The organism is Acidimicrobiales bacterium (genome assembly GCA_035531755.1).
In the GTDB taxonomy this organism is placed as follows: Bacteria; Actinomycetota; Acidimicrobiia; order Acidimicrobiales; family UBA8190; genus DATKSK01.
In genome coordinates this window covers 88,070-101,387 of the sequence record DATKSK010000003.1, presented here as the reverse complement: position 1 = coordinate 101,387, position 13,318 = coordinate 88,070, and the positions used below count along the sequence as shown (strand labels likewise).

Annotated in this window: 10 protein-coding genes; all 10 read right to left on the bottom strand. The window is 72.6% G+C overall.

What is annotated here, in order from left to right; genetic code table 11:
* Window position 1: 1 nt before the first annotated feature.
* On the bottom strand, window positions 2-2,617 hold the full coding sequence (locus tag VMV22_00870) for a DNA translocase FtsK (GenBank protein HUY20869.1): 2,616 nt from the start codon (window positions 2,615-2,617) through the stop codon (window positions 2-4).
* A 153-nt stretch (window positions 2,618-2,770) separates the two neighbouring features.
* A complete protein-coding gene (locus VMV22_00865) occupies window positions 2,771-4,432 on the bottom strand; it encodes a ribonuclease J (protein ID HUY20868.1) in 1,662 nt (553 codons plus the stop codon).
* On the bottom strand, window positions 4,425-5,369 hold the full coding sequence (gene dapA, locus VMV22_00860) for a 4-hydroxy-tetrahydrodipicolinate synthase (GenBank protein ID HUY20867.1): 945 nt from the start codon (window positions 5,367-5,369) through the stop codon (window positions 4,425-4,427). The genes VMV22_00865 and dapA overlap by 8 nt, the downstream gene beginning before the upstream one ends.
* Window positions 5,370-5,420: 51 nt before the next feature.
* Window positions 5,421-6,554, bottom strand: a complete 1,134-nt coding sequence (locus tag VMV22_00855; protein HUY20866.1) for a ferritin-like domain-containing protein — start codon at window positions 6,552-6,554, stop codon at window positions 5,421-5,423.
* On the bottom strand, window positions 6,551-7,279 hold the full coding sequence (locus tag VMV22_00850; protein HUY20865.1) for a helix-turn-helix domain-containing protein: 729 nt from the start codon (window positions 7,277-7,279) through the stop codon (window positions 6,551-6,553). The genes VMV22_00855 and VMV22_00850 overlap by 4 nt, the downstream gene beginning before the upstream one ends.
* 73 nt (window positions 7,280-7,352) lie before the next feature.
* Entirely contained in the window at window positions 7,353-7,934 is a 582-nt protein-coding gene (locus VMV22_00845) for a TetR/AcrR family transcriptional regulator (protein ID HUY20864.1), read from the bottom strand.
* A gap of 23 nt (window positions 7,935-7,957) precedes the next feature.
* Window positions 7,958-8,767: a 4-hydroxy-tetrahydrodipicolinate reductase gene (gene dapB / locus VMV22_00840; protein HUY20863.1), complete on the bottom strand. Its 810-nt coding sequence runs from the start codon at window positions 8,765-8,767 to the stop codon at window positions 7,958-7,960.
* Between the two features lie 149 nt (window positions 8,768-8,916).
* Window positions 8,917-10,149, bottom strand: a complete 1,233-nt coding sequence (locus tag VMV22_00835; GenBank protein HUY20862.1) for a pitrilysin family protein — start codon at window positions 10,147-10,149, stop codon at window positions 8,917-8,919.
* Between the two features lie 99 nt (window positions 10,150-10,248).
* A complete protein-coding gene (locus tag VMV22_00830; GenBank protein HUY20861.1) occupies window positions 10,249-12,735 on the bottom strand; it encodes a polyribonucleotide nucleotidyltransferase in 2,487 nt (828 codons plus the stop codon).
* A gap of 265 nt (window positions 12,736-13,000) precedes the next feature.
* Window positions 13,001-13,258: a 30S ribosomal protein S15 gene (rpsO, locus tag VMV22_00825; GenBank protein ID HUY20860.1), complete on the bottom strand. Its 258-nt coding sequence runs from the start codon at window positions 13,256-13,258 to the stop codon at window positions 13,001-13,003.
* Window positions 13,259-13,318: the final 60 nt, after the last annotated feature.

The window sequence follows — 13,318 nt, the reverse complement described above, 5'->3', positions numbered from 1 at the left end:
CCTAACGGTCGGACAGCTCCTCGAGCTCGTCGGTCGTCATGAGCACCGCCCGGGCCTTGGACCCTTCCGACGGCCCCACCACCCCGCGCCGCTCGAGGAGGTCCATCAGTCGCCCCGCCCGCGAGAAGCCGACCCGGAGCTTGCGCTGCAGCATCGACGTGGACCCTAGCTGAGAGCGCACGACCAGCTCCATGGCCGCCGGGAGCAGGTCGTCGTCGTCGTCGAAGGCACCTCCGCCCGTGGTGGGCCCGTCCCCGCCGGCGATGCCGGCCACATACTCGGGATTGCGCTGGCGCTGCCAGTGCGCCACCACCGATCGCACCTCGCTCTCGGCCACCCACGGGCCTTGGATCCGGCGCGGCACCGACGACGACGCCGTGAGCAGCAGCATGTCGCCCTTGCCGATCAGGCGCTCGGCCCCGGGCTGGTCGAGGATGACCCGGCTGTCGGCGAGCGAGGACACCGAGAAGGCCAGCCGCGACGGGACGTTCGCCTTGATCACCCCGGTGATGACGTCGACCGACGGCCGCTGTGTGGCCAGGACGAGGTGGATGCCCACGGCCCGCGCCATCTGGGCGATCCGGCACACCGACTCCTCGACGTCGCGGGCCGCCACCATCATGAGGTCGTTCAGCTCGTCCACGACCACCAGCACGAAGGGGAGGCGCTCGCGCTGCACGGTGGGTGCCACCGCTTCCCGCGACTCGGCGACACGCGCCACGGCCCGGGCGTGGGCATCGGCTTCGGCGCTGGCGGCGTCGTCGCGCCGGTCGAGGTCGTCGACAAGGTCGTCGGCGGTGTCGGCATCGTCGTCGGGCACTCCGGCCCCGTCGTCCTCGAGCTCCCCGCGCTCGATGGCGGCGTTGTAGCCGGTGATGTCACGCATCCCCGCCTCGGCGAGCACGTCGTAGCGACGCTCCATCTCGGTCACCGCCCACGCCAACGCGTTGGCCGCCTTCTTGGGGTCGACGACGACCTGGGTGAGCAGGTGGGGCAGGCCGTTGTACTGGCCGAGTTCCACGCGCTTGGGGTCCACGAGGATGAGGCGCAGCTGCTCGGGCGTGGCCCGCATCATCACCGAGGTCAGCAGAGAGTTGATGCACGACGACTTCCCGGCCCCGGTGGCGCCGGAGATGAGGATGTGGGGCATGTCGGCCAGGTTCACCATCACGGGCCGGCCCGCGATGTCGCGACCGAGCGCGACCTCGAGCGGGTGCGTCGCCTTCCGTGCCTCGTCGGAGGCCAGAACGTCGCCGAGCGTGACGAGCTGCCGGCGGCGGTTCGGGACCTCCACGCCGATGGCGGACTTCCCGGGGATGGGGGCGAGGATGCGCACGTCCGCCGACGCCATGGCGTAGGCGATGTCCTTCGCCAGGCTCGTCACCCGCGCCACCTTGACCCCGGGCCCGAGCTCGAGCTCGAACCTCGTCACCGTCGGCCCGACGGTGTGGCCGACCAGGCGCGTCTCGACGCCGTGGGCCGCCAGGGACGTCACGAGGGCTTGCCCCGCGGCGACGATCTCGGCGCGGTCGAACTCCTGGGGCTTCGACCGCGCCAGGAGCTCGAGGGGGGGCAGGTGCCACTCCCCCGCGGCGGCGTCGGCCTCCATCCGCAGCGGAGCGCCGAGCGCGGGCGCCGCGGGCGCCGACGCGGGCGCGGTGAAGGCGGCGGCTTCTCCCGCCACCTCGTCGGGAGCCTCGGCATGCCTGGTGTCGGGTGCGGTGCCGTCGGAGCGATCCGCGTCGGGGTCGACGTTGGGGTCCGGCGCCGGGGGGCGGGCGAGCACGGTGGCAGGGACGACCGGCTCCGCCGGGCCGGACTGGTCGAAGTCGAAGAGCTGCCGCTGCCCCTTGGCCGGCCGTGCCGCGGCGGCGCCGTCGGCGTCGCTCGTCGAGTCGTCGCTCGTCGAGTCGTCGTCGTCGCCGTCGCTGTCGGGGACCATCAGGTGCCACAGCTCCGAGGCCGCCGCGGCCGTCCCCCGGAGGGCGGCCCGCAGTGTCACCCCGGTGAACAGCACCAGGGCCAACGTGACGAGAGCCAGCAGGACCACGGTGGCGCCCCAGTCCCCGAGGCCTGATCGCAGAGGGTTGCCCACGGCCGCGCCGATCCACCCGCCGGCGCCGGCGAGGCGCGTGGCCGATGCGGTGATCCGCGGCGCGCCACCGGCGAGGCCGGCGAGGCCGGCGACGCCGGCCAGCGCCAGGGCCAGCCCGATCCCCGACCGTACCGGCTCGTACCGTGGACGGCCGGCGACGAGGAGGCCCCCGGCCGCACCGCACGCCGGCGGGACCAGGAAGCGGCCGACGCCGAGCACCGCGCCGAAGGCATGGCGCACCCCGTGGCCCACCGGGCCGAGGGCGTTGGCGTAGATGGCCAGGGCACCCAGGATCCCGACCGTGACGAGGGCGATCCCCCAGGCGTCCTCGGCGTGGCCCTGCAGCACCGTGGCCGCGGCGCGCAGCCAGGCCGGGGACGTCGTACGGGCCCGTCGCCTGGTGGTGGCGCGCTTTCGGGCGGTCCCGGCGCGCGACGTGGCGCCGCGCGTGGGCCGGCGTCCACCGGCTGCCGAACGGGAGGCGGGGCGCGCACTCCCCGGACGGCGCTTGGTCGTCACCACAATGACCCCAACGCTAACAGCCGCCCCAGGCCCGCCCGAGGACCGTCGCCGGCCTGCGGCCGGGTTCCGAAGCAGCGGGGCGGAACGAGGTGGTGGGGCGGGGCGGGGCGGCCGGCACGACGGGCCCGGCCGGACCGGGTGGGCCGGCTGTTCTCAGACGGTGACGACGACGGGGACGATCATGGGGCGGCGCCGGGTCCGCTCCCCCACGAGCTTGCCCAGCGCCCGCCGGGCGGCCCGACGGAGGATCTCGTGGTCGGTGGCGCCGTCGGCCAACGCCTGCTCGAGGGCGGAGCGCACCACGTCGCTCGCCTCGCCGAGCAGCTCCTCGGCCTCGGGGGCGTGCACCCAGCCCCGCGTGATGATCTCGGGGGCGCCCACGACCTCGCCGGCGTGCGGGTCGACGGTGGCGACCACCACGACCACACCTTCCTCGGCGAGCAGCCGGCGATCGCGCAGGACCCCGTGGCCCACGTCGCCCACGGTCCCGTCGACGTAGAGGAAGCCGGCCGGTACCGAGTCACCCCGGCGCAGGCCCTTGTCGCCGAGCACCACCGAGTCGCCGTCCTCGCACAACAGGGCCTTGTCCTCGTCGACGCCCATACGCGTCGCCAGCCGGACGTGGTTCACCAGGTGCCGGTACTCGCCGTGCACGGGGATGAACCATTCGGGCTTGGCCACCGACAACAGGATCTTGAGCTCGCCCTGGCGGGCGTGGCCGCTCACGTGCACGGGCTCCACGCCGGTATGGATCACCTCGGCGCCGCGACGGTGCAGGCCGTCGATCACCCGACCGACCGCCCACTCGTTGCCGGGGATCGGGTGCGCGCTGATGACCACGACGTCGCCGTCGCGCAGCTTCAACCACTTGCTCTCACCGGCGGCCATGAGGGCGAGGGCGGAGAGTGGCTCGCCCTGGGAGCCCGTCGACACCACGCACACGCTCCCCGGGTCCATGTCGTCGACGCGCTGGACGTCGACGAAGGCCTCGGCGGGGATGTCGAGGATGCCGAGCCGGCGGGCCAGCTCCACGTTCTTGGCCATGGAGCGGCCCAGGGTGGCCACCTTGCGCCCGGTGGCGATGGCGGCCTCGATGACCTGCTGCACTCGGTGGATGTGGCTGGCGAAGCACGTCACCACCAGGCGCTGGCCGGCGTGCGCCTGGAACAGCCGCAGCAGGGTGGCACCCACCGCTGTCTCGGTCTCGGTGAACCCGGGCTCCTCGGCGTTGGTGGAGTCCGACAGCAGCAGCCGCACGCCGGGGCCCTCGGCCAGCGCGCCGATGCGCGCCAGGTCCGTGAGCCGTCCGTCCACGGGCGTCAGGTCGATCTTGAAGTCACCCGAGTGCAGGATGACCCCCTGCGGGGTGTGGAACGCAGTGGCGAAGCCGTGGGGCACGGAGTGCGTCACGGGGATGAACTCCACCTCGAAAGGGCCGATGGCCAGGCGCGAACCGTCGGTGACCTCGATGAAGGTCGCCCGGTCCTCGAGGCCCGCCTCTTCCACCCGGTTGCGGGCCAAGCCCAGCGTCAGCGCCGATCCGTAGACGGGGACCGACAGGTCCCGCAGCAAGAAGGCGAGGCCGCCGGTGTGGTCCTCGTGCCCGTGGGTGAGCACCACCGCCTCCACGGCGTCGGCATGGTCGCGCAGGTAGGACAGGTCGGGGAGGACGAGGTCGATCCCGGGCATGTCGGGCTCCGGGAACATGACGCCGCAGTCGAGGACGACGATGCGACCGCCCGACTCGATGCACGCGCAGTTGCGACCGATCTCCCCCAGGCCGCCGAGAAAGGTGATGCGGACCGGGTCAGCCAACAGAGCCGCCAACGCTCGCACCGGCAGCGGTGCGCACGTCCCGCCCGAGACGGCGCAGCACGCCACGCGCCCGCTCCTCGAGCTCGGGCGGTGCGACGCCGAGTGGCAGCCGGCACTGGCCGACCGGCAGCCCGAGCACGCGGCAGGCGGCCTTCGCCGGCAGCGGGTTCGGGAAGGCCTCGCTCGACTCGAAGTCGTAGGATTCGAACAACGCCGCATTCGCCATGCGGGCGCCGTCGGCGTCCCCCTTGGCGAAGGCCGCCACCACGTCCCCCATCTCGCTCCCGGCCCAATGCGACGCCACGCTCACGACGCCCACGGCGCCGACCGCCAGGAGCGGGAGCGTCAGCGCGTCGTCGCCGCTGTAGAGCTCGAAGCCGTCGGGCGTCTCGGCGACCACACGGGCCGACGCCGCCGGGTCACCCGCGGCGTCCTTCACGCCGACGATGGTGGGCACGTCGCGCGCCAGGTGCACCATGGTGTCGTGGGCGATCTTGCGGCCGGCGCGCACCGGGATGTCGTAGAGCAACACCGGCAGGGCGGTCGCCGACGCCACCGCCGCGAAGTGCGCCGCCAGGCCGGCCTGCGACGGGCGCGAGTAGTACGGGGTGACGACCAGGGCTGCGGCCGCGCCGGCGTCCGCGGCCAGCTTCGTGCACTCGATGGAGTGTCGGGTGTCGTTGGAGCCCGTGCCGGCGATCACCGGGACGGTGACGGCCTCGGACACGGCACGCCACAACTCCCCCAGCTCGGCGTCGGAGAGCACCGGCCCCTCGCCGGTCGTGCCCGCCACCACCAGCCCGTCGCTGCCGTGGGCGGTCAGCCAGCGCGCCAGGGTGACGGCGCCGTCGACGTCCAGGATGCCGGCGTCGTCGAACGGGGTGACCATGGCGGTCACCACCGCTCCGAAACGGCCGGCCCCGGCGGACGAGATCATGGGGTCAGGCTATCTCGCCCCGGCCCGGCGCCCGGCGCCCCCGCCGGGAGGCTACGAGGCGACGGCGTCGGTGGCGGGGGTGGCCTGCAGGCTGTCGTACTCCTCACCCGTGTCGGCCCAGTCCTCGAAGGCGATGACGCCCAGCTCGGTGAAGCGCTCGCGCAGCCAGCCGTCGGCAGCGTCGAGCAGGCCCAGCTTCTTGCAGTTCGGCACGATCTTGGAGAACAGCAGCGACTGGAAGACCTGGCGTTCGGGGACCTGCATCAGCAGCGGGACGATCTCCTTGGGGTTGACACCCATGCGGTTCCAGACCTCTTGCTGGAGGAAGCGGTCGCGCATCCGGACGGCCGCCTCGAAGGCGAACTCCTGGCGCTCGCGGATCTCGGCCGCGCTCAGCTGCTGGTAGTACTCCTGGAGGCTCAGCACCCCGAAGGCGACATGGCGCGACTCGTCCGACATGACGTAGCGCAGCAGCTGCTTGAGCAGCGGCTCGGTCGTCATCTGGTGCATGAAGCCGAACGCCGCCAGAGCGAGGCCCTCGACCATGATCTGCATGCCGAGGTAGGTCATGTCCCACCGGCTGTCGGCGATGATGTCGTCGAGCAGCATCCGCAGGTGGGCGTTGATCGGGTAGTGGCCCGACAGCTTGTCGTCGAGGTACTTGGCGAACACCTCGACGTGGCGCGCTTCGTCCATGACCTGGGTCGCGGCGTAGTACTTGGCGTCGATCCAGGGAACCGACTCCACGATCTTGGCGGTGCACACCAGCGCGCCCTGCTCGCCGTGCATGAACTGCGACAGCGTCCAGTTCTGGCTCTCCACGCCGAACTGGATCCATTCACGCTCGCCCCACCGCGCCAGCGAGGTCCCCGACACGTCGAAGCCTTCGCCGAACCCGCCGTTGGCCGCGGCGTTGGCCACCACCAGGGCCTCCTGGTCGACGTCTGTCTCCCAGGGGAGGTCCGTCTGGCCGTTCCACTGCGCCCGCTTGGCCTTCTCGTAGAGCTTCTCGAGCTTGGGCCGCTGACCCTTCTCGTAGTCCCAGGTGAAGATGGTGTCGTACACCGAGTGCACGCCGTGCATCGCCTCGTCGGCATCGGTGTTCACGACCGAGAGGATCGCCTCGAGATCGTTGATGTCGTCGCGTCCGATGATGTCGGCCGTGTCGCGCATCTCCTGCGTCATGACGCTTCCCCCTTGCTGCTGGATTCGGATCGGTGGACGGACCGGTGGACGGACCGATGGGCCTCGCCCGCCGGCGCGCTCTCGAAGGCGCGCGGCGACAGTGCCCGGATGCCGGGCAACACGAAGGTGCGAACCAGGCGGCGGACCTGCCCGGTGTCGGTGAGGTCGACGCCGTCGGCCGGGCACAGCAGGTACGACACCACGATGCGCGCCGCCCATTCGGCCACACGACGGGTCTCTCCCTGGTCGAGCCAGCGACCGAGGAACGGTGTCGTGAACGCGCAGGTGACGGCGAGCACGTCGTCCATGCGGGCGAATGCGAGCTGCGACAGGACGAGCTCCGGCTCGTGCCGGAGGAGATGGTCGAGAGCGGGGTGCGCCGTGATCCGGGCGGCGGCCTCGGTCATCCCGGCCACCAGCACGTCCTCGAGGTCGGTGGCCGCACCCATGCGCACCGCCAGCGCACTGAAGAAACGCGCCACCTCGGTGTCGACGACGGCGCCGAGCACGGCGTCCTTGCCGCCGGGGAACACCCGGTAGACGGTGGCCCGGCTGCACCCGGCCTGCCGGGCCACGTCGTCGAGGGTGGTCTTGGCCACGCCCTGGCGGGCGATGCACGCCAGGGCGCCGTCGATGACACGCACGCGGGCGGGCGGCGGGGGCGGGGCGGGGGCGGCGACGGCGCGGCTCGTCCCATGCACCAACTCGAGCCGCGGCACGCCCACGACGAGACAATATGGCCCGGCGTGTCTCATTGTCAATGCCCCCCGTGCCTGGCGGGCACCGCCGGCGGGATGGTCAGCCGGCGACGGGCTTCGGCTCCGCCACGACGCCGGCGAGCAATTCACCGCGCACCAGGGCCGACACCTGCTCGGGGTCCGCCAGGTCCCAGTGACCGGGCGACGAGATGTAGGACAGGATCATGCGGGCCACGAAGTCGGCGGCCGCGTGGGCGTCCACGCCGTCGGCCATGCCGTGCTCGTGCAGGTAGGGGACGAGGAACCCGCTGATCAGCCCCACCGTCCGGTTGGACTCCACGGTGAGCTTGGGCATCAGGACGTCGGGCTCGGTCTCGAGCACCTTCTGGAGCACCTCGTGCGCGAGCAGCGACCGCCGGGCGAAGACGAGGCCTCGCTCGAGCACCTCCTCGAGCGAGGTGGCGCCGTGCACCTCCTCGTAGAGGCGACCGAAGAAGAGGAGGTACTGCCACGACACCACGGCGTCGACGAGCTCGTCACGGCCGCCGGGGAAGTACCGGTACACCGTCGCCCGCGACAGCCCGGCCTCGCGCGCGGCGTCCTCCACCGTCGTCTTGGCGAGGCCCCAGCGCGCCACGCATGCGTAGGTGGCCTCGAGGATGCGTTGGCGGGGCCCGTCCACCGGCCCAGGCTACCGCCGTACCCTCAGAATCCGAGGAGGGTGTCGAGCCCGACGGTGAGGCCCGGCCGGCCGGCCACGGCCTTGACCGCCAGGACCATCCCCGGCATGAACGAGGAGCGGTCGTAGGCGTCGTGCCGGATGGTGAGGCTCTGCCCGACGGCGCTCAGGATCACTTCCTGGTGGGCCACCAGACCCGGCAGGCGGATGGAGTGGATGCGCACCCCACCGGGGCCCTCCCCGCCGCGTGCCCCGGCCACCACCTCCGACTTGGTGCGGTCCCCCGGCCACGGGGCCGCACCGGCGGCCTCGCGTGCGTCGGCCACCCGTTCGGCGGTGTGCAGGGCGGTGCCGGACGGCGCGTCGAGCTTGCCGTCGTGGTGGAGCTCCACGATCTCGGCCCCGTCCATGAACGGCGCCGCCAGCTCGGCGAACCGCATCATGAGGACCGCCCCGATGGCGAAGTTGGCGGCGACCACGCAGTTGGCGCTCGAGCCCTCGAACGCCGCCCGGAGCTCGCCGAGCACCTGCTCGCCGATGCCGGTGGTCCCCACCACGGCGTGGACGCCGTTCGCCGCGCACCAGCGCATGTGCCCGACCGCGGCGTCGGCCACGGTGAAGTCGACGGCCACCTGGGCACCGGCCCGCTCGAGGGCCTCCACGCCGCTCGCCACCTGGAGGCCCCCGACGTCGACCCCGGTCACCTGACGCAGGTCGATGCCGGCCAGTCGGGGGTCGACGGCCGCCACCAGCTCCAGTTCGGGGTCGTCGGTGATGGCGTGGCACACCTCGCGCCCCATGCGCCCCCCTGCGCCGAGCACACCCACGCGCACCATCGGGCCAACCCTACCGGCGGTGGATCACCTGTCGACGCGCCGGGACGGCGACGCGCCGGGACGGCGACGCGCCGGGACGGCGACCCGACGCACCGACGACGGTGCCGGCGAAGCCGACAGGGGTGGCGAAAGCCGCAGAGCCGACGGGGTCAGGACCCGTCGGGGTCGAAGGGGCCCACGACCGACAGCGTCCGGGCCTCCCCCGCCAGGTCGGCGGCCACCGCCGCCACGTCGTCCACGGTGACGGCCTCCACCTTGGCCAGCACCTCGTCGACCTCCATCACCCGCCCGTGCAGCAACAGGCTGGCCCCGATGCGGCTCATGCGCGCGCCCGAGTCTTCCAGCGACAGGAGCGTCTCGGCCCGGAGGTGGCCCTGGGCCACCGCCAGCTCGCGGGGCGTGATGCCCCCCGCTCCCATGCGGTCGAGCTCACCGTGCACGAGCGCCAGCACCTCGCGGGCGTGCTCGGGCGCGGTGCCGACGCTCACCGTCAGGGTGCCGACGTCGTCGTAGTGCGTCCGTTCCGACCAGATCGAGTACGCCAGCCCGCGGCGCTCGCGCACCTCCTGGAACAGCCGGCTCGAGATCCCGCCGCCGAGGGCGTGGTTGAGCACGGCCAGCGGCCACCGCTCGGGCGAGTGTCGACCGGGGCAGCGCATGCCCACCACCAGGTGGACTTGCTCGGTGGCGCGGCGGTGCACGGCCAGGGGCTCGCCGGCGGCGAGCGGGGCGGCGCGCTCGGGCGAGGACCCGCCGGTCCGGTCGGCGAAACGCCGCTCGACCTCGCCGGCGATGTGCGCGTGGTCGACGTCACCGGCAGCCGCCACCACGAGGTTGCCGGCCCGGTAGTGGGTGTCGAAGAACCGGTGGATCTCGGCGCGGTCGAGCGACGCCACGCTGTCGGCGGTCCCCAGGACCTCGCGGCCGAGCGGATGCTCGGGGAACATCGCCGCCGTGCACTGCTCGGCGGCGAAGTCGGCGGGCTCGTCGGCGTGCATGAGGATCTCGTCCAGGATGACCTGGCGCTCGGCCTCGACGTCCTCGGCCCGAAGCGCGGGGGCCGTCATGATGGCACTCAGCACGTCGAGCCCGAGCGGGAGGTGCTCGGCCAGCAGGCGGATGTAGAAGGCCGTGTACTCCTTGGTCGTGAAGGCGTTCATATCGCCGCCGACCTCGTCGACCGACTCTGCGATGGCCTCCGCGCTCCAGGTGGCCGTCCCCTTGAACAACAGGTGCTCCAGGAAGTGTGACGCGCCGGCGCGGGGGGCGTCCTCGTCGCGCGACCCCGTCCCCACCCACACGCCGACGGTGACCGAGCGGGCCTCCGCCATCGGCTCGGTCACGAGCCGCGCGCCGCACCCGAGCACCTCGGCGCAGATCACCCGCCCGATCCCCGACCGGGTGCCGGCGCCCTCACGACGCGGCCGGCCGGGATGACCCCGGCCGGGCCGTCGGCGTCGCGCGGGCGGCGCCCGCGGGGCTCACCGCCGACGCGGGCCGCGGGACCGGCCACGGCCCCGGTCGCCGCCCCGGTCGCCGCCCCGGTCGCCGCCGCGGTCCCCGCCCCGGTCGCCGCCACCCGTGGCGGGCCCGGGACCGAGGTTCCCCAGTTCGTTCACGAGCTCGGCCTCGAAGGCGGCCTCGAACGACGCCACCGGCGGGCGCGACCCGCCGTCACCGCCGCGCGATCCGCCCTCCGAGCCGCGCGACCCGCCGTCACCGCCGCGCGACCGGCCCTCCGAGCCGCGCGACCCGCCGCCGGAGGAGGCCGAGGCGCCGTTGCCACCCGAGGGTGCCGGGGGCTCGCCCACCAGGGAGAGCGACACCTTGCCCTGCGGGTCGATGTCGTCGACCTTCACCTCGAGGTCCTGGCCCAGCGAGAGCACGTCCTCCACGCGGTCGACGCGCTTGCCACCGCCGATCTTCGAGATGTGCAACAGCCCGTCCCTGCCGGGGAGGATGTTCACGAAGGCGCCGAACTTGGTGATGTTGACCACCTTGCCCGGGTACGTCGCGCCCACCTCGGCCTCCGGGGGATCGACGATGAGGAAGATCCTGCGCTTGGCCTCGGAGACGGCCCCGCCGTCCTTGGCGCCGATGGTGACGATGCCGTACATGCCGTCGTCGTCCACCGCGATGTCGGTGCCGGTCTCGGCCTGCAGGGCGTTGATGACCTTCCCCTTCGGCCCGATGACCTCGCCGATGCGGTCCACCGGGATCTGGAACGACACGATCTTGGGCGCGTTGTCCGAGACCTCGGCACGGGGCTCGGCGATGGCGCCCGCCATGACCTCGAGGATGCGGAGCCGGGCGTCACGCGCCTGGTGCAGGGCCTTGGCCAGCACGTCGGCGGGGAGCCCGTCGATCTTCGTGTCCAGTTGCAGGGCGGTCACCGTGTCGTGCGTGCCGGCCACCTTGAAGTCCATGTCCCCGAAGGCGTCCTCCGCCCCGAGGATGTCGGTCAGGGTGACGTAGGTGCCCTCGTCGTACACGAGGCCCATGGCGATGCCCGCCACCGGCGCCTTGATCGGGACGCCGGCGTCCATGAGCGACAGCGACGAGCCGCACACCGACGCCATCGAGGTCGAACCGTTCGACGACAGCACGTCGGACACGAGCCGGAGCGTGTAGGGGAATTCCTCCTCGGAGGGCACCACCGGCAGCAGCGCCCGCTCCGCCAGGAGCCCGTGGCCGATCTCGCGGCGCTTCGGGCCCCGCATGAACCCGGTCTCGCCGGTCGAGTAGGGCGGGAAGTTGTAGTGGTGCATGTACCGCTTGTGCTCGTCGGTCCCGATGGTGTCGAGGAGCTGGTTCATGCGCGGCATGCCCAGCGTCGTCACGTTGAGGACCTGGGTCTCACCGCGCTGGAACAGCGCCGAGCCGTGCGCCGTGGGCAGGAGGCCGACCTCCGCCGACAGCGAGCGGATGTCGGCGGTGCCCCGGCCGTCGATGCGGATCCCCTCCTCGACGATCCGTCGTCGCACGAGCTTCTTGGTGAACGACCGCACCGCCGCCTTGATCTCGCGCTCGCGGTCGGGGAACTCGGGGGCCAGCTCGGCGATGATCGAGGTCGTGGCGGCGTCGATCGCCGCGTTGCGATCGGCCTTCTCCGTGATGGTGTTCGCCTTGGTCACGGCGTCGGCTCCCACCGCCGCCACGCGCTCGAAGACGTCGCTGCCGTAGTCGGTGAAGAGGTCGTAGGAGATGGTCGGCTTGGCGCCGGCCTTCGCCACCAGCTCGCGCTGGAGCTCGATGGACTCCCGGATCCACGTCTTGGCGGCCTGGAGCCCGTCGGCGAGGACCTCCTCGGTCACCTTGGGCGCCCCGGCCTCGAAGTACTGCCAGGAGTCCTCGGTACCGCCGGCCTCCACCATCATGATGGCGATCTCGGCATTGGGCTCGTCCGACAGGGCGCGCCCGGCCACGACCAGCTCGAAGCACGAGGCGTCGCCCTCCTGGTAGGTGGCGTGCGGGACCCACTGGCCCTCGGTCGACCACGCCACGCGCACCGCGCCGATGGGGCCGTCGAACGGGATGCCCGACAGCATGAGGGCGGCCGACGCGCAGTTGATGGCCAGGACGTCGTGGGGGTTGACGAGGTCGGCGGCGACGATCGTCCCCACCACGTGCACCTCGTTGCGGAACCCCTCGGGGAACGACGGCCGCAGGGGTCGGTCGATCAGCCGGCACGTGAGGATGGCCTGGTCGGTCGCCCTCCCCTCCCGGCGGAAGAAGGAGCCGGGGATCTTCCCGGCCGCGTACATGCGCTCCTCGATGTCGACGGTCAGGGGGAAGAAGTCGGCCCCCTCCCGCGCGCCTCGCGCCGCGGTGGCCGTGACGAGCACCATGGTGTCGCCGATGCGGCCGAGGACGGCGCCGTCGGCCTGCAGGGCGAGCTTGCCCGTCTCGATGGAAAAGGTACGGTCGGTCCCGCTGATGGGGGCCGACACGGTGATGGCGTCCGCCATGGGTCTCCTCGTTTGCTCGAGGACACCGCCACGCCAGTTCCCAGTGGTCGACCACCTCCCGCTCGCCGCTGCCCGCCGTCCCGGCCGCGGTGCGCGGTCGACGGTGGTGCAAGGTGGCGCAGGTGACCGGCGACTGGCAGCTGACTGCTGGCCAGGTGTCCTGGTCCATCTGGATCGGGCGGGCGGTCCGCCCTCTGCCCGGATGGGTCCATCCCACCCGAGATGGTCCCCGCCCGGCCGACGGCCGACCCGGGACCGGTACCGCCTAGCGACGGATGCCGAGCCTTCCGATGATCGACCGGTAGCGCTCGACGTCGTTGTCCCGCACGTAGTCGAGCAGCCTGCGCCGACGGCCGATGATCTTCATCAACCCTCGCCGGGTGTGATGGTCGCCCTTGTGGACCTTCAGGTGCTCGGTGAGCAGGGTGATGCGCTCGGTCAGGAGCGCGATCTGCACCTCGGGCGAGCCTGTGTCGGTCTCGTGCAGGCGATGTTCGGCGATCGTCGCGGACTTCTCAGCCATGGTGGGGGGAAACGACCTCGGAATTACTCGGGGGCGGTCGGGCGTCGATGCTCGGCCGCC

Coding starts and splice junctions, on each gene's coding strand:
- VMV22_00855 (HUY20866.1), bottom strand. CDS start 6,554: ATGACGCAGGAGATGCGCGACACGGCCGACATCATCGGACGCGACGAC.
- rpsO (HUY20860.1), bottom strand. CDS start 13,258: ATGGCTGAGAAGTCCGCGACGATCGCCGAACATCGCCTGCACGAGACC.
- VMV22_00830 (HUY20861.1), bottom strand. CDS start 12,735: ATGGCGGACGCCATCACCGTGTCGGCCCCCATCAGCGGGACCGACCGT.
- dapA (HUY20867.1), bottom strand. CDS start 5,369: ATGATCTCGTCCGCCGGGGCCGGCCGTTTCGGAGCGGTGGTGACCGCC.
- dapB (HUY20863.1), bottom strand. CDS start 8,767: ATGGTGCGCGTGGGTGTGCTCGGCGCAGGGGGGCGCATGGGGCGCGAG.